Origin of the sequence: Lacrimispora struthionigena (genome assembly GCF_048627165.1) — a bacterium.
In the GTDB taxonomy this organism is placed as follows: domain Bacteria; phylum Bacillota; class Clostridia; order Lachnospirales; family Lachnospiraceae; genus Lacrimispora.
The window spans coordinates 1-18,240 of record NZ_JBMBWP010000002.1 but is presented as its reverse complement, the minus strand read 5'-3'; the positions used below and the strand labels follow the sequence as shown (position 1 = coordinate 18,240).

Genomic DNA, 18,240 nt, shown 5'->3' with positions numbered 1-18,240 from the left:
CTGTACCAGTAAATTAATTATTTACCCTTACAACAACTCTATTCATATACAATCTGCTAATCACAGCAGATTATTTCTGCTGCTGCAGATATTTACTCACAGTCCGCTGAAAGATCTTCATACTGCTGTCCACATTTTTATTTTCCTGCAGGATTTTAGAGACTTCTCCATCTGCCAGATTCATGACCTGCTGATACTGGAGAAGCTTGGGTTCGATGATTCCGTTTTCAATGACATGGCACAAGAGAGTACTGCTGATAACCTGTTCCCCTTCATCCATGTCCTCCTGAAGGCAATCCACCCCCTCCTGGGAAGAGGCCACTGCTCTCAGTGCAGGCACTCCCTGGGAATAGCGGTAAACATCCATCTGCATTTCACCGGTATAGGTCAGTTGTTTTAAAAATTCCCAGGCAAGGGCTTCATGTCTGGTTTTGCTGCCGATTCCGATTAGCAGGGCATCTACCTTGGATGTGTTCCCACCTTCTTTATCTGCCGGAAACGTGATACAGTCCCACTGAAATTTGGTATATTTCTTAATCCGGTACGGATAGGTTTTGTAAGTTCGGTACTCTGCAAAGGTGAGAGGCATAAAAGCCACTCTTCCAGCATTAAAATCTTCCTGTGTTACGCTCTGACCCTGATTAATATCATTCAGGCGTTTGATGTATTTAACCGCATTTAAAACCCGGCTGTCAGTAAAGGATATCTGAGCCTGATTGTTCTCGTACAGATTGCCTCCGCACGTATATAAGGCATCCCGCCAGCTGTAATTATAAGTCCCAAACTGATCTAATAGTCCGTCCTGATCCGTATCCTTTGTAACCCTCTGACAGATCTCAGCCATATCTTCCCAGTTCCAGTCTTCCTTTGGCATATCGATTCCTTCTTTTGCAAGAAGAGACTTATTTACAAACATCAGGGTGGGAACAACTTCATAGGGAAGGGCATACTGATGCCCTCCGTTGCGTCCGGTATCCAAAGCAGTAGCGAAAAAGTCCTCTTTGTGAAAGTTGTCATCAGAGGACATTAAATCTTCCAGATCCTTCATCACTCCAAGAGAAGTAAACTTATCAAAATCAGAATCTAATACCATGAATACATCCGGCGTTTTTCCTTCTAAAAGCTTTCTTGCACACCACTCGGAGTAATCCTCTTTAGCAATTCCACTGTAATAGTGAATCTTAACATTGGGATGATTTTTTTCAAAATCAGCAATGGCCCGGTCGAATATCTTAAAACTGTTGGCACTTGCAACATCCCAGTTGCTGCCGGTAAACATACCAAATTCCAGAATAACGGGACGGCTGTTTTTATTGTAGAGAAAGAAGCAGGCCGAAAGCAGAAGCAAGCCAATCATCCCACTTAAAAGATAGCGCCTTTTTTTCATAAAGCTCCCTCTGTTTCCAAGGACCGCCCTTCCACCTTATTTCTCACGTTGGTCTGAACCGCCCAGATTGCAAGCTGGGTCCGGTCTCTTAAATTCAGTTTATTTAAAATAGTGCTTAAATAATTTCGTACGGTTCCCTCTGATAAGTTTAAAGTCCGCGCGATTTCCCGGTTGCTTGCTCCTTTTTCAACCTGGGCAATGATCTTCCATTCTGCTCTCGTCAGCTCATCCATATTTTTTTCTTTGACTGTAATGGAGTAATCGGCTTTTGCCATCTGGGAGAACAGCCTTAAAACCTTTGCTGTTATATCCGGATTAATCATTGCACAGCCATTGTAAACAGTCGTGATGGCATTGGCCAGTTCTTCCATGGAGACTCCTTTTAGTAAATACCCGCTTGCACCGTATTTCAGGGCATTATAAACATATTCATCATCGTCAAATGTAGTCAGTATGATGATCTTAATCTGAGGGTAACTTTCCTTAATGAGTTTCGTGCACTGCACCCCATCCATTTTAGGCATACGTACATCCATTAAGATCACGTCCGGTTTGTTTTTGCGGATGCACCGCATCACTTCCTGGCCGTCTGCCGCCACATCGGTAACGGCCATATCTTTCCTGCTGTTTAAGACAATCTGCAGACTCTGGCGTATCAGTTCCTGATCATCGGCAATCAATACTTTAATCATAGGTCTCTCCCCTCCGGATCGGTATTCTTGCATTTACGATAAAACCATCACTTCCATCAAATGTAACAGCTCCGTTGAGCATACGAATCCGCTCTTTCATATGCTTGGTGCCGAAACCGCTTTTCATTTCTTTACACCCAATTCCATTATCTTTAATCTGTATCAGAATATCTTCTTTTTCCATTTTCATGGTTACCCAGATCTCCTTTGCCTGCCCATGACGTATGGCATTGGTGATTCCTTCCTGAACCACACGGTAAATGGCATTCTCTTCGTCCTCGCCGAATTTTAAATTACTTACCCTGCAGTCAAAATAGACTCTTGTTTCTGATACTGCATTGATGTCTGTTACCATCTTATTAATGGCAAATTCCAGGCTGAAACGGTCCAGGGCATCAGGCCTTAGTTCACTGACAGAACGGCGGATGTCCTTAATCCCGTCTCTGGTAACTTTGCTTATCAGCTCCAGCTGCTTTTTTGTCTGTTCCGGTGAGATGCTGATTATCGCAATACAGGCATCAATTCCGGCTGAAATCCCTGTGAGTGTATGCCCCAGCGTATCATGAATTTCCCTTGCCAGGCGGTTGCGTTCTCTTGTTTCCGCCATTTTTTCCGCCATAAGAGAATACTTTTGCAGCTGTTCGTTCACATCGTGGAGTTTTTCGTTTAATCCGTGTATTTCGTCAATATTTCCCTGCTGCTCATTGATAATATTGACGCAGTAAGCAACAAACAGAATTACATTTAAAGATATGAAAATGTTATAAACACTCAGAAAATACTGCTGTTTTGAGGCGCTGTAAAAAGCGATATAATCCTGTATGGAATACAGTCTGTAAGAGATTGACAGCAGTTCATAATCAGCAAGAATAAAACTTCCAATAGCAACGGCTGCCAGTATATATCTGGATTTTCCGTTTTTTACGTACAGAATAACGTTGGAAAAAACCAGCAGCAGGATTCCGTTATAGTTGAAATTCAGTTCAATGATAATGGCAAAGCAGGCAATAAAATCTGCAACCAGACTGGTTAAAATAACCTTGCTGTTATTGGGAAACAACCGGTCTCTAATTACCATACTTAAAGTGAGAAAGCCCAACAGCAGGGCACAGAGCCAGATTTTTGCATAGGGATACCAGACGATGGCCTGAATTTCATTTAAAAATTCTCTGGCATCGTAGGCTCTTCTGATTTTTTCGATGGTAGCGTATATAAAAATACTGATTCCCATTACGGATATAATGTTAATAATCAGGATTGCGGTCTGCAAAATCCTGATCCTGCCGTTAAATTTATTATCTTCCATCTCTCACCTACTGCCAGCCATCAATTTCGTATTCAGCCAGATTGTCCTTTGTAATGAAAGTACTGGACAGGCTTATGTATGGGTCCACAGGTTCTCCGTTTAAGTACCGGTAGGCGGTTTCGGCAGCAACCCTACCAATGGCTTTGGGGCTTTGGGCACTGGTTCCGGTCACATACCCCATGTCCAGAATCGCCTTAAAGTCAGGAGAACCGTCTATCCCGTAGATCAGGACTCCATCTTCCTTTCTGGCCTGCTGAAGTGCTGCCAGTGCGCCAAGAGCCGTAGGGTCGTTGCCTCCAAGAACCACATCAAACCCTTTATTCTGGTTTAAAAACTCTTCCATCACTTTGGACGAAACCTCAATTTCCCCTGCTGCCGCATGCCGGTATACCACCCGGTAGTTGGGATTGCCTGCAATAGCATCGGTAAATCCCTGGGCACGGTAGGTAATGGACATCTGAATGGGATTATCCAGTATTACAATGTCCGCAGCTTTCCTTCGCTTCATCATATCCAGGGCGCAAAGCTGACCTGCCTGATAGTTGTCCGTTTCAATCACGGATATGACCAGATCCCGGTCCTTCACCACAGTATCTACGTTAATTACTGCCACGCCTGCTTTTTTACAGGCAAGTAAAGCCGGGCGAACCTCTTCCCAGTCCACCGGATTTAAGAAAAGCATGCTGATTCCTTCGTCGATTAGTTCTTCAATCTGTTCATTCTGCTTCTTCTGATCCTGCAAGGGATCTCTGGTTAAAAGAATATCTCCATTGGCTTCCACCACTTCTTCAATCCCCTGTCCCAAAACATTAAAGTAGGGATTATTCCGCGTCATATAGGTGGCACCAAATATGAGAGCTTCGTGAGGAGGTGCTTCGTCCTTCCTCCTGCTGCAGCCGGCAAACAAAGCTATAGTCAGTGCAATTAAGAGAAATACCCCAGCCTTTCTCTTCATGTATAAACACCCCCGTGTTTTTTTATTTATTATACCACAAAAAGCGTTTCACTGTTAAGGAAACGCTCCCTGCTCTTAGCAGAATTTTAGCCCTTTTTCTTGTTCCGCAGGTAGTCTACAAATACTGCCAATAGAATGACAATACCCTTTACCACATACTGCCAGAATGAGTTGACATTCAAAAGATTCAGTCCGTTGTTTAATACACCAATAATCAGTCCTCCGATAATGGTGCCTCCGATTTTACCGGAACCGCCTGCCATGGAAGTTCCTCCAACCACAACTGCCGCAATGGCGTCCATTTCTGCTCCGTCTCCTGCAGTGGGCTGGCCGGAATACATACGGGAAGCGAGAACAACACCTGCAAGACCTGCCATAAGTCCGGAATAGGTATGTACCAGTAATTTTACTCTTGCCGTACTGATTCCGGAGAATCTGGCGGCCTGGGAATTACCTCCCACTGCATAGATGTGGCGCCCCAGCTTTGTCTTATTCATAATAACTGCGGTGATGATTAATACAAATACCAGGATTATAACAGGGGTTGGAACTCCTCCAATGTAGCCGGCACCAAGAAACTGCCATTTCTTCGTAACGACTCTTACGGGAGAGCCGCCGGTATAAACGTAAGCCAGACCTTTTGCCACATTCATGGTGGCAAGTGTGACGATAAACGGCGGAATGGTTGTTTTGGAAATAACCACACCGTTTGCCATACCAACTGCCGTACCGATGAGAATGCCGATTAATATGGCTGCAAATATAGGAAGATTGTAACGTGCCACACAGCCTGCGGCAACACAGCCGGACAGGGCTATAATGGAACCTACGGACAGGTCGATTCCTCCTAAAATAATTACCATGGTCATTCCGCATGCAAGGAATAAGTTGGAAGAAATCTGCCTAAGTACATTAAATATATTTTTATGTGTGAGAAATACACCGCTGGTCTTTGGAAATATGGACAGGAAAATACACAGAATCAGCAGTGCACCGATAATTCCGATGTTATCTTTTAAATACTGTTTTACATTTTTTTGAATTCTTGTTGTCATCTGATTTCTCCCTCTTTCCTACTTGGCTGCCAGCTTCATAATCTGTTCCTGGGTTATGTTTTCGCTATGGTGGAAACAGCCGGTGGTTCTTCCGTCACACATGACATATACCCGGTCGCTCATGTTAAGAATTTCCGGCAGTTCGGAAGAAATCATGATAATTGACATTCCCTCTTTGACCAGTTCATTCATGGTTGCATATATTTCAGATTTCGCCCCTACATCCACGCCTCTGGTTGGCTCATCGAGAATCAGGATGTCAGGAGAAGTGGCCAGCCATCTTCCGATCATAACCTTCTGCTGGTTTCCGCCGGATAAGTTTCCAATCAGCTGTTCCTGGGATGGTGTCTTTGTATCCATCATTTCAATATATTTTCCGGTTATTTCTTCTTCTTTTTTCAGATTGACCAGTATGCCTTTGATAAAAGATTTTAGCACTTCTATTGTGGAGTTAAAGCGCACGCTCTGCACCGGATAAAGGCCTTCCTGCTTCCGGTCCTCCGGCACCAGTGCTATTTTGTAGTTCATGGCATCCAAAGGAGATTTAATCTTTGCCGGTTTCCCATTTACATAGATTTCCCCGGACAGACATGGGGTCAGACCAAAAATACATTTCATGGTTTCACTTCTGCCTGCTCCCACTAATCCGGCAAAGCCGATGATCTCTCCCTGACGCAGTTCAAAACTGGCTCCTTTTACCATCCTGCCGTCTGTTATGTTTTCACATTTTAATACAACATCACCCGGTTCCTTATAATCCCGGGTATAATATTTTGTCAGTTCCCGCCCAACCATCATGGAGATTAACTGGTCTCTTGAAGTGTCCTTCACAACTTTTGTTCCCACATAGGTACCGTCCCTTAAAACAGTCACCCGGTCGCAAATCTGCTCAAGCTCATCCATTTTATGAGAAATATATATAATTCCCACACCTTTTTGGGTCAGCATACGCATGGTCTGAAACAGGAACTCCACCTCTTTATCCGATATGGAGGAGGTTGGCTCATCCATGACCAATATTTTTGAACGGTAGGAAATGGCTTTTACGATTTCTACCATCTGCTGCTGGGCAATGGTTAAATCCTTGACAAAGGCTCCCGGAGAGATGCTCATATGATAATCATCTAAGAGCTTACCTGCTTCCCGCTCCATTGTTTCATGATCTATAAAACCGCCTTTCCCAGGTTCCCGTCCAAGAAAGATATTTTCTGCTACGGTCATATGAGGGACCAGTACCAGTTCCTGATGGATGATGGAAATTCCGTTGGCATGAGAAGCATTTACTCCGTCAATGACCACGTTCTGTCCTTCAATGAAAATTTCTCCCTCTTCTGCAATGTAGATTCCGCCTAATACCTTGATTAACGTGGATTTTCCGGCCCCGTTTTCACCAAGAAGGGCATGAACTTCCCCAGGGAACAGTTCAAAATCCACTCCCTGCAATGCATTAACTCCTGGAAAAGATTTATGTATGTTTTTCATTTGAAGCAGAATTTTTTCACTCATATATTCACCTGCCTGTTCGTTATCCATTTATGACGTCAGTCTGGAAAAAAGGCACCGCCTCCCGGAGCATGTAACACGCTTATTCCAGGAGGCATGTTCCTCTTATCTGTATTTACTGCCAGCCGTCTGTGCCATAATCCTTTACATTCTCAGATGTAATGAGGAATGTTTCCACGGGATACCGGTCAGCGACTTCTTCCCCGTTTAAGTAGGAATACATAATGTTAACTGCAGACTGAGCAATTTTAACTGGTGACTGAGCGCCGCTTCCTTCAATAAGAGAAGTGCCGGAAGCCATTTCTGCCTTAATATCAGGAGAACCATCTACACCATAGATTTTGCAGTCCTTAATGCCTGCTGCATTTGCAGCTGCCAGTGCGCCCAATGCAGTGGGATCATTTCCGCCGAAGATGGCAACTACATTGCCATGAGCCTGAAGTAAATCTTCTGCAATCCCCATGGAGACCTCTAAATTTCCTTTTGCATCCTGCTGGGCAACGATATTGAAGTTGTGGTTTTTAATGGCATCCAAAAATCCGTTTGTTCTGTCTGTTACGGAATTCATGGTTGGGGAATCAAGAACAATGATGTCTCCGCCATTGGGGCATTTCTTTACTAAATCTTCTCCGCATACGAAACCTGCATTATAGTTATCAGAGCCGGTGTAAGAAATCAGATAGGACATATCAGCAACTTCCGTATCAAAGCCTACCGTTGGAATCTTTGCTTCTTTTAACTGGTCCAGAGCGGGAAGGATTCCTTCTGCTTCTGCCGGATTCATAAACATGGCATCAATTTTCTGTGATACCAAATCTTCAACTTGGGTGATCTGAAGGGTTACATCATTGGCCGGATCCACTGAAACCAGTTCGTCTCCCTGAGCTTCAATCATTTCCCGCATGGTTTTTTCGATCGTTACAAAGAATGGATTGGTACCGTCCATACAGGTATATCCGAATTTATAATGCTTACTTGGATCTTTCTTTTTTACATTTGCGTCTGCCATGTTTACGGCAGATTCTGATTTTACAGCAGCCTTTGTTTCTGTTTTTGCCTCAGCTTTTGTTTCCGCCTTTGTTTCCGCTTTTGTGGTTTCCGCTGCTTTTGTTGTTTCAGGCGCCTTTGTTTCTGGTTCCCCATTGCTGCAGCCTGCCACAGACATTCCGGCAAGAGCTGCGCACATCAGAATTGCGGCAAGCTTTTTTGTGCTTTTTTTCATGGTAAATCCTCCTTATACATTATACAGTTGTGTTATGTGCTGCATAAACATCATATCATCCCACTGTTTTTAAAACATGTGCACAATGTAATTAGTTTTTCATTACATTTGTCATATTTAATATGCTGTATTAAGCGAATCTGGATTGCCCATGGCTGAATTTTCATCACATTGCACAATTACTCTGCCTTCGGGTATTCGTTGCAAAGGAGGCGGTAAGGTGGCTCGTCTTCTTCTATTTTTGGAAAGCGGCCGACTGGCTGGTAAAATCGGTTGTCCTCCTGATCATCGTTACACATGGATACTTCACCAAGCAGCACCGGACCGGAATGGGGTTCCACATGAAAATCATGGTAGAGATAAGGATAAATGGTAATGCTCTCCCCAGGGTGCAGTGTTACCACGGTTCCGGCAGGAACCATATAACTTCTTCCATCCCTGTTAACTGTTACGTCGGAATCAGAAAAACCTCCGTCTGGGCCGGATTCGTAAACACGGATCTGCACATTGCCTCCCCCTCTGTTTATAATGTCCTCCATTTTTGTCCAGTGAAAATGCATGGCGGCTGATTGTCCTTCTTTTAAGAAGAGAAGTTTTTCTGCATAGGTTTTTGTATATTCCTTTTGCTTTACATTCCCATTTCGAAGAGTAATCAGTGAAAAACCGGTCCGGTCGAAATCCCCAAGTCCAAAATCCGTAATATCCCAGCCAAGCATATTGTCACGGATTTCATCGTAATCATGTCCTTTTTCTATCCATTCCTCTGGAGTAAAGCTGCAAAAAGGCGGAAGGGAAAATCCACATGTCTGAATCATCTGTTCCATATCCTTTAAGGCTTTGTTAACTTCAGAACGTTTCATAGCATTCCGCTCTCTTTCTGCTCCATACCAGAAAACACTTTAATGGTATGAAGCACGTCTTTTTTCATTGCCTCCACGCCCCAAAGGGTCACATCATGGTAAAATACCACATCCTCTGCATTAGCGGTTTTTTCTTTCACATACATGCCGCCGGCCTTTGCCAGGTAGGTATAATAATTAATCTTACGGACCCCGCGTTTGATGCACTGATAAAAATCTTCATCGCTGATTCCCGAACCTCCGTGCATGACAATGGGGAGAGCCACTTTGTCCCGAATCCGGCTGATTCTGTCAAGGTCCAGATTGGGCTTTTTTAAATAGAGTCCATGTACAGTGCCAAAGGAACAGGCCAATGCGTCAATTCCGGTAAGTGAAGTAAATGCTTCCGCCTGATCCGGATCTGTGTAGCAACTTTCGGCCGCTTCATTTCCCTCGCTTTCCCCTACGCTTTTGAATTCTTCTCTGCCCATTGCACCAATCTCTCCTTCAACAGAAGCTCCATATGCGGCTGCAAGCTCCACCGCAATTTGAGTACCTGCTGCATTTTCCTCAAAAGACAGGGCGGAACCATCATACATAATGGAGGTGAATCCCATGTCAAGGGCCTGTTTTAACTTCTTAAAATCGTCTCCGTGATCTAAGTGTACTGCGACGGGAACGGCGGCATGTTCTGCCATCATAACCATGATGGGTCCCATTACGGTAAGGGGGATAATTGTTTCATGGACAGGTGCAAACTGTAAAATGACCGGCTGTCCGGTTTCCTCCGCAGCTCCCAACACTGCCTGGATTCCTTCCAGAGAAGTAATATTAAAGGCACCTACAGCAATGTTTCTGGCTTCTGCCAGGTTAAGAATTGATTTCATGGTAACAAGCATATGTAATTCCTCCTTTTTATTTATGGCAGGATTCGTTTCTGTTCTTCCCACCCGTTTTTGATTTTTTCCTCTAATGTTTCGAAGGGCAGCAGTCCGCTTACTGTATCATAAGCTGTCACACAGGAAGCACCTGTTGCCGACGCAAGTTTCACACATTCTTTTGGAGAACGTTTCTCCAGCACGGCTTTAATAAATGCGGCAATACTGGTATCTCCGGCTCCGGTGGCAGAAAGAATCCGGTCTGGCAGAAAGCTGTTCTGGAAGTAAGAAATATCTGACCAGCCTTTTAAGAAATCCGGGCCATCTGCAAACGCCTGTTTTGAAGCTGTCTTTAAGTACATTCCCGCTGCACCGCATTTTAAAAGAACTGCCTTTGTGCCCAGATGCAGAGCCTGATCTGCAATGGTTTCCACGTCTTTCTTTAAAGAGAGAATGGAGGTAATATCATCGCCGTCAGCAATTTCCTGCCATTTATCATAGAGCGGACGGTTTAACAAAAACCCCAGTTCTTCAATGCTGGGTACAAAAAAATCCACATAGGGAAGCACGGAATCAAAAATCCGGTCCCAGCGGCAGGATGCAGCTTCCGATTCCGGATCCACCGCCGCCAGATCCAGTGAAGTGGTAAGTCCAAGCTCTTTCATGCGGCAAAAAAGCTCTTTTAATTCCAGTCCGTCATTCTGGTAGAACCGCTTCATCAGTGTCGGATAACCAAAATGAAAATGAGCTGCTTTTGCCGCTTTACTAAAATCCACATGTTCAAAGCCAAAGGTGTCATTACAACCGGGATTATGAAGAAATAACCGGTCAACCCCCTTTGGTGCCAGAACAATCGTGTAGGATGTATCCTCTCCGGGAATAACCGTAATGCAGCTTTCACACCCTCTTTCCTGTATTTTTCCTTTTAGGATCTGTCCAAAGTCATCATCCCCTGTGTTTGCCATCAAAAGGACATCTGCTCCCAATGCATGCAGCCCAAGCCCAGTGTTAAAAACCGCTCCGCCTCCGGATATGTTGGCTTTTCCCACTTCTAAAAGTTTACCGGGCTGAAAGGACTTTAAAATTTTTCTTCCGTCACTGCTTTTAAAGACCGGTGTAATATCCAGGGAAATGTGTCCGGCAACAATTATTTTTTTATTTCCCGCCTCATCTGGCATATAAATACCCCCTTTCCTGTCTTCATCATAACAACCGCAGGAGGAAAGTCAATAATATTTATGCATATATCACTACATAGCTTGTCTATATGACAATTGTCATGTGAATATTGCACAATGTTTTTTCCTTTCCTACTTAAGATTCTAACGATATAAAAACTTTCTCATTTAACTGTTGACAAATGAATACAAAGTCCTTATATTAGTTGTTAATATAAAAACTTCATACGAAATATGAAAGACGAAGACGTTTCCTGCCAGGAAATCCCCTTCGTCTTTTTTATTTGTTCTTTCGTTTGTGAAGCTGCCGGGAGGAGGTATATGGTTGTACAGTATTGGCGTGGATATAGGAACCAGTACAACGGAAATTATTATCAGCAATATTAAGATCTCAACCAGAATGGGGCCATCCCTTCTTCCCACCACTAAAATCGATGAGACTGAGGTTATCTATCGAAGTCCGGTTATCTTCACACCACTGATTTCAAGAGATATCATAGATTTTGAACAGATCCGGGAACAGGTAAAATCGGCTATGAAAGAAAGTGGAATTCATAAGGAGAACATAGAAACCGGAGCCGTTATCATTACGGGTGAAACAGCCAGAAAGGATAATGCCCGGCAGGTGAATATCTGGTTATCAGAGTATCTGGGTGATTTTGTTGTTGCTGCCGCAGGACCCAGGCTGGAAGCGGTTTTAGCCGGGAGGGGAGCCGGAATCAGCGAAGAATCAAAAAGGAGGAGCAAAAGAATCGTTAACCTGGATATCGGCGGGGGAACCTTAAATGCGGCTGTATTTGACTGCGGTATCTGTACAGATTCTTTTGCAATGGATATTGGCGGAAGGCTGATAAAACTGGATGACACTGGCAGCGTAACCTATATTTCAGACCGGATTCTCCATATAATTACCAGGCATAAACTGGCAATCAGACAGGGTGAAACTGCTGATATCAATGTGCTGGAACGTTTCTGCGATTATCTGGCAGACAGCTGCCTTCAGGCACTTGGATTACGTGAAATGAATAAGGATACTTTCCCGTTATATATCACAGATTTCACCATTCCAGAGAATCTTGATTTTATATCCATATCCGGTGGAGTGGGCGAATACGTGGGATCATTAAATGAAAATGAAAGCCATGCAGAATGGTTTCAGTATGGCGACATCGGTCCTTTACTTGGAATCAAAATCACTCAGGCTCTTACCCCCTATAAGAGCAGGCTTATCATACCGGAGGAAAAAATAAGGGCAACCGTAATCGGAGCAGGAAGCCACTCTCTGTCCGTCAGCGGAAGTACGGTAGGTGTTGAACCCTCTATTTTACCTATGCGAAATATTCCCATAGTAAAATGCCCGGCAGCTGCCAGCCAGTGGGAAGATGTATATAGAAGTACCAGACCACTTATGGAGCTTTACGAGGATGAGATTCTTGCAGTGAGTATAAAAGGGGGAAAAAGCCCTGGATACGTGGAACTTAAACTTCTTGCAAATCAGATCGCCAGACTTTATGAGGGATTAAAAAGTCCTGTAATTGTGCTTTTAAAAGAAGACTTTGCAAAAGCACTGAGTCAGATGATCCGGATTCATACGCCATGCAGCAAACCAGTTATCTGCCTGGATCAGATCCAGGTTGAGGACGGTGATTATATAGATATCGGATCACCGGTTGGAAGCGCGGTACCCGTTGTGATTAAAACATTAGTGTATCAATAAAAACAAGAAAAATCAGGAGGATTCCATTATGGAAGAAAAAAATTTGAACAAAGCTCTTACACCGGTTAAGCTATGGGCGATTATTGTAGGTGCAGTTGTATCCGGTATGTATTTTGGCTGGAATTACCTGTTTGAAAAGACTAATTTTACAGGAGCTTTAATTGCAACATTCATTGTCACACTTTTCTATGTCTCCTTTGTCTTTTGTTACTCAGAGCTGGCAACGGCCATCCCGTCTGCAGCCGGTCCAACCGCATATGCAGAAAAATCATTCGGCAAGTTCGCCGGTTTTATAGCCGGTTTCTCCATACTCCTTGAGTATATCTTTGCAACACCAGGAATTGCACTTTCCATTGGTGCATATGTACATGGACTGCTTCCTGTCATCCCGGCCAATATCGCCGCTATCACTGCCTTTTGTATCTTTGTTTTTATTAATATCAAGGGAATTGAATCTGCTGCCATCGTCAGTGTAATTGTTACGGCAGTGGCGATTCTTGGAGTAGCTGTTTATTTTATCCTTGGAATTCCAACTGTAGATGTACACGGTCTGTTCTATTCCGGAGCTTCCATGAACGGCATGCATGGCATATTTGCTGCCATTCCATTTGTGGTCTGGTTTTATCTGGCTGTGGAGTCAGGAGCAATGGGGGCGGAAGAATGTAAAAATCCGCAAAAAGACATACCAAAAGCATTTATATCGGGAATCGGAGCACTGGTTGTTATGGCGGTTGCTGTCCTTATCGTTACTGCCGGAAACTCTGCCTCAGATTTGTCTGCTGTGGCATCCACTGATAATCCACTTCCGGCAATCTTATCAAAAGTCTATGGTGAACATTCATTTCTTGTGAAATTGGTGGGATTTTTTGGATTATTCGGTCTGGCAGCCAGCCTTCATGGAATAATGATCGGATATTCCAGGCAGGCATACGCCATGTCCAGAAGCGGCTATCTTCCAAAAGCACTTTCAAACCTTGATAAAAAAGGTACTCCGGTCTTTGCTCTTGTGAGCACCAGTCTGATTGGTCTCTTTTTTGTAATCACCGGAAATGTAGGCAGCCTGGTTGTCTTCTCCTGCATCGGCTCTTCTGTAATGGCAGTTTTATCCATTGCCTCCTGGTTTGTTCTCAGAAAAAAAGAGCCGGCACTGGCTCGTCCTTACCGGTTAAAATCCGCCCTTATTCCAACCATTGCGGCAGTTACCTGTGCAGTAGTCGTAGTTGCCCTGGTAGTTTCCCAGGCCTCTCTGTTGTTCCTGGCTGCCATTGTTTATGCAGCTGCTATTCTTTATTACCTTGTAAAAGACAAGGTTTTTGCAAATGGATTTGTATCCGCAGAAAATGAAATGGAAGCATAGGAGGCCGAAAAGGTGAAATTGAAGACAAGATTATTCGGTAAAACCTACGAATTTCGTTCCGTCAGGGAGGTCCTGGCAAAAGCGAATGAAGAAAAGTCCGGTGATACACTGGCTGGAATTGCCGCAGCAGATGCAGCAGAACGTATTGCTGCCAAAGTTGTACTTGCCGATTTATCCGTTTCTGATTTACGAAACCATCCGGTAGTTGATTATGAAACCGATGAAGTCACAAGAGTCATTCAGGATGGAGTGGATGAGGAAGCCTATAAAAAAATCAAATCCATAACCCTTGGAGAACTGCGGGAATTTATTCTTGCCTCTCCTGCTGCTGCCATTGAAGAGATTCGTGATGGTCTCACTGCCGAGGTGATAGCGGGTGTGACAAAGCTGATGAGCAATCTTGATATCATTGTGGCTTCTAAAAAACTGATTGTCCCGGCCACCTGCAATACAACAATCGGTCTTCCGGGAACTCTGGCCTCCAGGCTGCAGCCCAATCACCCCACAGACAGCATTGAAGGGGTTATGGCTTCTGTGTTTGAAGGAATTTCCTATGCAAATGGCGATGCATTAATCGGTTTAAATCCTGCCATAGATACTGTGGAGCAAACGGATAAAATTTTGCGGGCTTTCCGTGACTTTATGGAGAAATGGCAGATTCCCACCCAGAACTGCGTCCTCTCCCATGTGACCACCCAGATGGAGGCTTTAAAAAAAGGCAGTCCTATGGATTTAATGTTTCAATCCATTGCCGGATCACAGATCTCCAATACGGCATTTGGAATCAGTACAGCCTTAATGGATGAGGCTTATGAGGTGATGAAGGAAAAGAAAAGCTCCAAAGGTCCCAACTTCATGTATTTTGAAACAGGTCAGGGGGCCGAACTTTCTTCAGAAGGTCATCATGATGCAGATCAGCTGGTAATGGAAGCACGGTGCTACGGATTTGCAAAGCGTTACCACCCTTACTGCGTCAATACCGTAGTAGGTTTTATCGCACCGGAATATTTATATGACGGAGCTCAGGTAATCCGGGCCGGACTGGAAGATCATTTTATGGGAAAACTCACCGGTATCCCCATGGGCTGCGATGTCTGTTATACCAATCATATGAAAGCCAGTCAGAATGACCTGGAAAACTTAGGTGTTCTCCTTGCCAGCGCCGGTGTCAATTATGTAATGGGAATACCGGCAGGGGATGATATTATGCTGATGCTCGAGTCCTCCAGTTATCATGACGCAGCAGCCTTTCGGGAAACAAGCGGAAAACGCCCCATGAGAGAATTTGAAAAACGCATGGAAGAACTGGGGATTATGAAAGACGGACAACTGACGGAACGCGCCGGTGATCCCTCTATTTTCACACAGGAGGTGAAGTAAATGGATCAGGATCTTGTAAGGGATATCTCTACCCTTGATTTAACAGAACGGGTAACAGTTAACCAGCCGGCTGACCTTCAGTCCTGTGTCAATTTGAGAAAGAAGACTACGGCTGCAAGAATCTGTGTGGGCAAGGCAGGAACCAGGCTGAAAACGGAAACCTATCTCCGCTTTCGTGCTGATCATGCTGTCGCCATGGATGCCGTCTGGTCAGAGGTCGATGAAAAAGTGGTGGATCAGCTGGGATTTTTAAAGGTTCAGAGTTTATGCAAAAATAAAGATGAATATATAACAAGGCCAGATCTTGGAAGACGTTTTTCCGAAGACACCCTGAAGATAATTAGTGAAAACTGCAGACACGATGCAGACGTACAGATCATCGCAGGTGACGGTCTCAGTTCTCCTGCAATTACCAGTAATCTTCCGGATATTTATCCCATGCTTATGGATGGGCTGAAGGAAAAAGGCTATAAAGTTGGTGATCCAATCTTTGTTAAATATGCAAGAGTTGCGACTATGGACCGGATCAGTGAAGCATTACATTCGAAAATCACCATTATTCTCATAGGAGAAAGACCTGGTCTTGCAACCGGAGAAAGCTTAAGTGCCTATATGGCATATGAATCAAGCACGAAAAAGCCGGAATCCCAGAGAACGGTAGTCTCTAACATCCATAAGAATGGTATGCCTCCAGTTGAAGCTGGCGCACAGATTATTTCAATTGTGGATGCGATGATGGAAGCAAAAGCAAGCGGAATCGATTTAAAATTATAAATACATACCAGGCGGGGTACGGATTCCTCTAAAGGAACTCATACCCCGCCTGATTTCATGCTTATTGTAAATAGTCACTAACGCCCTTCCAGGCACCTTTTAAATGAAACTCAGTCTGTTCCTGACTTATATCGACTGACTCCTGTTTTTTATACTTCTGTAAATGAAAACCGTCTTTTAAAACTGCAGAGGTTAAGATTCCTGGTTTCAGTACATGAACCGGACAGGAATAGATGCATCTTAAGCACAAAATACAACGAAAGCCGAATTTGGGAATTCCCTGATCCATTTTAATGTTCCGTGTTGGACATTTTTGTGAACATTTCCCACAGTGAGTGCATTGTGAGGAGGGGCGTATGGAAGCACCAAAAAATCTTGCACCCACATGTTCTCCTTTTCCAAGCATTGCAAGCAGACGATCCTGGGGCTTTGCCATCAGAAAATGATGTTCTCCGTTCAGAATATCTTCAATCATTTCTTTTGTTTTTTCCGGTAATATGCGTATTAATTGCTGATTAATTTCATCCCCCGCATTGGTACCGAAATTAGACGGCATTACAATCATTCTTTCATAGATCAGATGATATCCCTTTTTTTTGACATCCGTCTGCAGGCCATTGGTGCAGGCTGTATTGGGTGAGATATCTCCTCCTCCCGACACAGGTACGATCGCAACCATGGTGCGGCTTGATTTTGGAAGCCCTTTTACCCATTTTTCGGTAATGGAAGCCAGGCGGAAGGCATCTACAGGCGAAAATATTCACCAGAAGATCCGGCGGTTTTAAATTTCCCGGATCATGATTTTCCAGACTGATGGTTTTGCTTTCCAATCCCTTCTTTGCCAATTGTTGTGCGAAACACAGACAGACTTCTTTTGTACAACCAGTCCCTGAAAAATAAGCCAGGGTGATTTTTTTTGGTTTTAACAATGGTATTCCCCCTCTGCGAATCAAATTTTTATGAATTCATCATACTATCTCAGTAATGAAAAAGATAGTGTCTTAACAAGAAATAATATCAAAAGTATTTCAAATAAGTTGTTTTTACAACAAACAAAACAGAGAAACTATGGTATGATAAACGTAATTTCAGAAACCAACTTACAATTAACATAGAGAAAGGAACTATTATGTCAAATTATTTTAAAGCTTCTGATACGATCTTTCATATCACGGAAACCTATCCGGAAACCATTGAAGTATTTATTGCCAATGGTTTTGAAAATTTAAGCAATCCCGTTATGCGCAGAACTCTTGGAAAAACCATTTCTTTAGAAACAGCATTGGCTATGAGAAAGGTAAACCAGGAACTTTTTATAAAGAAACTGGAGGAAGTAATCGGTGAGAAGGCGCCCAGCCTAACGGACGTGTCTTACTCCTGCACAATCAGAAAATAAAGGGGATATCCGTATCGAGGGCGTACTGCCCTGTCCTATCCGCATACCTCTTTTAGAAAAATTCGAATCCTGGCTTGAGGAAAATAAAGCTTCCCTTGGATATGAGGTGGAGTATCATTTAAAATCTGCAAACCTGGGACTTGATGATGTAAAGGATCGGGTTATTTTAGCAGATGGAAATCCTGACGGTCTGTCAGATCTTTATCTTTCAGCTGGTTTTGACTTATTCTTTGACAAAAAGATGATTGGCGGTTATCAGGATTTAGGCGTATTTGAAGATCTTTCCGGTATGGAGCATTTAAACCCTGATCTTGATAATGAGAACTTATCACTGAAGGACCCCAAAAACCAGTATGCCATTATCGGTATTGTTCCTGCTGTTTTCATGGTTAACACCAATGTATTAGGAGACCGCCCATTCCCTGAGAGCTGGGCAGATTTAATGAAGCCGGAGTTTGAAAACAGCATCAGCCTTCCCATGAAGGATCTGGATATGTTTAATGCATTCCTGCTTCACATCTACCGCTATTATGGGGAAGAAGGAATCGAAAAGATGGGGAAAGCCCTCTTACAGAGTATGCATCCGGCTCAGATGATCAAA

Annotated in this window: 17 protein-coding genes; 6 read left to right on the top strand and 11 right to left on the bottom strand. The window is 43.7% G+C overall.

Going from position 1 to position 18,240, the window contains the following annotated elements; all coding sequences use genetic code 11:
* Window positions 1-70 precede the first annotated feature (70 nt).
* The 10 genes from ACOAOT_RS08920 to ACOAOT_RS08875 all read right to left on the bottom strand — a co-directional run bounded on the left by ACOAOT_RS08920 (window position 71) and on the right by ACOAOT_RS08875 (window position 11,015).
* Window positions 71-1,387: an ABC transporter substrate-binding protein gene (locus ACOAOT_RS08920; RefSeq protein ID WP_420216694.1), complete on the bottom strand. Its 1,317-nt coding sequence runs from the start codon at window positions 1,385-1,387 to the stop codon at window positions 71-73.
* The gene (locus ACOAOT_RS08915) at window positions 1,384-2,079 is read right to left on the bottom strand and encodes a response regulator transcription factor (protein WP_420216693.1); all 696 of its coding nucleotides are present in this window, start codon (window positions 2,077-2,079) and stop codon (window positions 1,384-1,386) included. The genes ACOAOT_RS08920 and ACOAOT_RS08915 overlap by 4 nt, the downstream gene beginning before the upstream one ends.
* A complete protein-coding gene (locus tag ACOAOT_RS08910; protein ID WP_420216692.1) occupies window positions 2,072-3,385 on the bottom strand; it encodes a sensor histidine kinase in 1,314 nt (437 codons plus the stop codon). Before ACOAOT_RS08910 ends, ACOAOT_RS08915 begins: the two co-directional genes overlap by 8 nt.
* A gap of 7 nt (window positions 3,386-3,392) precedes the next feature.
* Window positions 3,393-4,340, bottom strand: a complete 948-nt coding sequence (locus ACOAOT_RS08905; protein ID WP_420216691.1) for a sugar ABC transporter substrate-binding protein — start codon at window positions 4,338-4,340, stop codon at window positions 3,393-3,395.
* Window positions 4,341-4,426: 86 nt separating this feature from the next.
* Complete coding sequence (locus ACOAOT_RS08900) at window positions 4,427-5,395, bottom strand: ABC transporter permease (RefSeq protein WP_104436244.1); 969 nt, start codon at window positions 5,393-5,395, stop codon at window positions 4,427-4,429.
* An 18-nt stretch (window positions 5,396-5,413) separates the two neighbouring features.
* Complete coding sequence (locus tag ACOAOT_RS08895; protein ID WP_420216689.1) at window positions 5,414-6,901, bottom strand: sugar ABC transporter ATP-binding protein; 1,488 nt, start codon at window positions 6,899-6,901, stop codon at window positions 5,414-5,416.
* Window positions 6,902-7,013: 112 nt separating this feature from the next.
* Window positions 7,014-8,120 (bottom strand): sugar ABC transporter substrate-binding protein, encoded by a 1,107-nt coding sequence (locus ACOAOT_RS08890; RefSeq protein ID WP_420216688.1) that lies wholly within the window; start codon window positions 8,118-8,120, stop codon window positions 7,014-7,016.
* A 179-nt stretch (window positions 8,121-8,299) separates the two neighbouring features.
* Window positions 8,300-8,980 (bottom strand): D-lyxose/D-mannose family sugar isomerase, encoded by a 681-nt coding sequence (locus ACOAOT_RS08885; RefSeq protein ID WP_420216686.1) that lies wholly within the window; start codon window positions 8,978-8,980, stop codon window positions 8,300-8,302.
* Window positions 8,977-9,858: a class II fructose-bisphosphate aldolase gene (locus ACOAOT_RS08880; RefSeq protein ID WP_420216685.1), complete on the bottom strand. Its 882-nt coding sequence runs from the start codon at window positions 9,856-9,858 to the stop codon at window positions 8,977-8,979. Before ACOAOT_RS08880 ends, ACOAOT_RS08885 begins: the two co-directional genes overlap by 4 nt.
* A 20-nt stretch (window positions 9,859-9,878) precedes the next feature.
* Window positions 9,879-11,015, bottom strand: a complete 1,137-nt coding sequence (locus tag ACOAOT_RS08875; RefSeq protein ID WP_420216683.1) for a carbohydrate kinase family protein — start codon at window positions 11,013-11,015, stop codon at window positions 9,879-9,881.
* Window positions 11,016-11,340: 325 nt separating this feature from the next.
* Between ACOAOT_RS08875 and ACOAOT_RS08870 the strand changes: the two genes are divergently transcribed.
* The 4 genes from ACOAOT_RS08870 to eutC are packed head-to-tail and all read left to right on the top strand — an operon-like array spanning window position 11,341 to window position 16,243.
* Window positions 11,341-12,732, top strand: a complete 1,392-nt coding sequence (locus ACOAOT_RS08870; protein ID WP_420216681.1) for an ethanolamine ammonia-lyase reactivating factor EutA — start codon at window positions 11,341-11,343, stop codon at window positions 12,730-12,732.
* A 28-nt stretch (window positions 12,733-12,760) separates the two neighbouring features.
* A complete protein-coding gene (gene eat / locus ACOAOT_RS08865) occupies window positions 12,761-14,089 on the top strand; it encodes an ethanolamine permease (protein ID WP_420216680.1) in 1,329 nt (442 codons plus the stop codon).
* 12 nt (window positions 14,090-14,101) lie between these two features.
* On the top strand, window positions 14,102-15,469 hold the full coding sequence (eutB, locus tag ACOAOT_RS08860) for an ethanolamine ammonia-lyase subunit EutB (RefSeq protein WP_420216679.1): 1,368 nt from the start codon (window positions 14,102-14,104) through the stop codon (window positions 15,467-15,469).
* Window positions 15,470-16,243 (top strand): ethanolamine ammonia-lyase subunit EutC, encoded by a 774-nt coding sequence (gene eutC, locus ACOAOT_RS08855; protein ID WP_420216678.1) that lies wholly within the window; start codon window positions 15,470-15,472, stop codon window positions 16,241-16,243.
* A 61-nt stretch (window positions 16,244-16,304) separates the two neighbouring features.
* Here the strand turns inward: eutC and ACOAOT_RS08850 are convergent, their stop codons facing one another.
* Complete coding sequence (locus ACOAOT_RS08850; RefSeq protein WP_420219401.1) at window positions 16,305-17,003, bottom strand: EFR1 family ferrodoxin; 699 nt, start codon at window positions 17,001-17,003, stop codon at window positions 16,305-16,307.
* 369 nt (window positions 17,004-17,372) lie between these two features.
* On the opposite strand from ACOAOT_RS08850, the gene ACOAOT_RS08845 reads away from it, so the two are divergent.
* Complete coding sequence (locus ACOAOT_RS08845) at window positions 17,373-17,639, top strand: DUF1858 domain-containing protein (protein WP_420216677.1); 267 nt, start codon at window positions 17,373-17,375, stop codon at window positions 17,637-17,639.
* 106 nt (window positions 17,640-17,745) lie between these two features.
* Window positions 17,746-18,240 (top strand): ABC transporter substrate-binding protein (locus ACOAOT_RS08840; protein WP_420216676.1); only part of this gene is annotated, 495 nt, incomplete at its 3' end.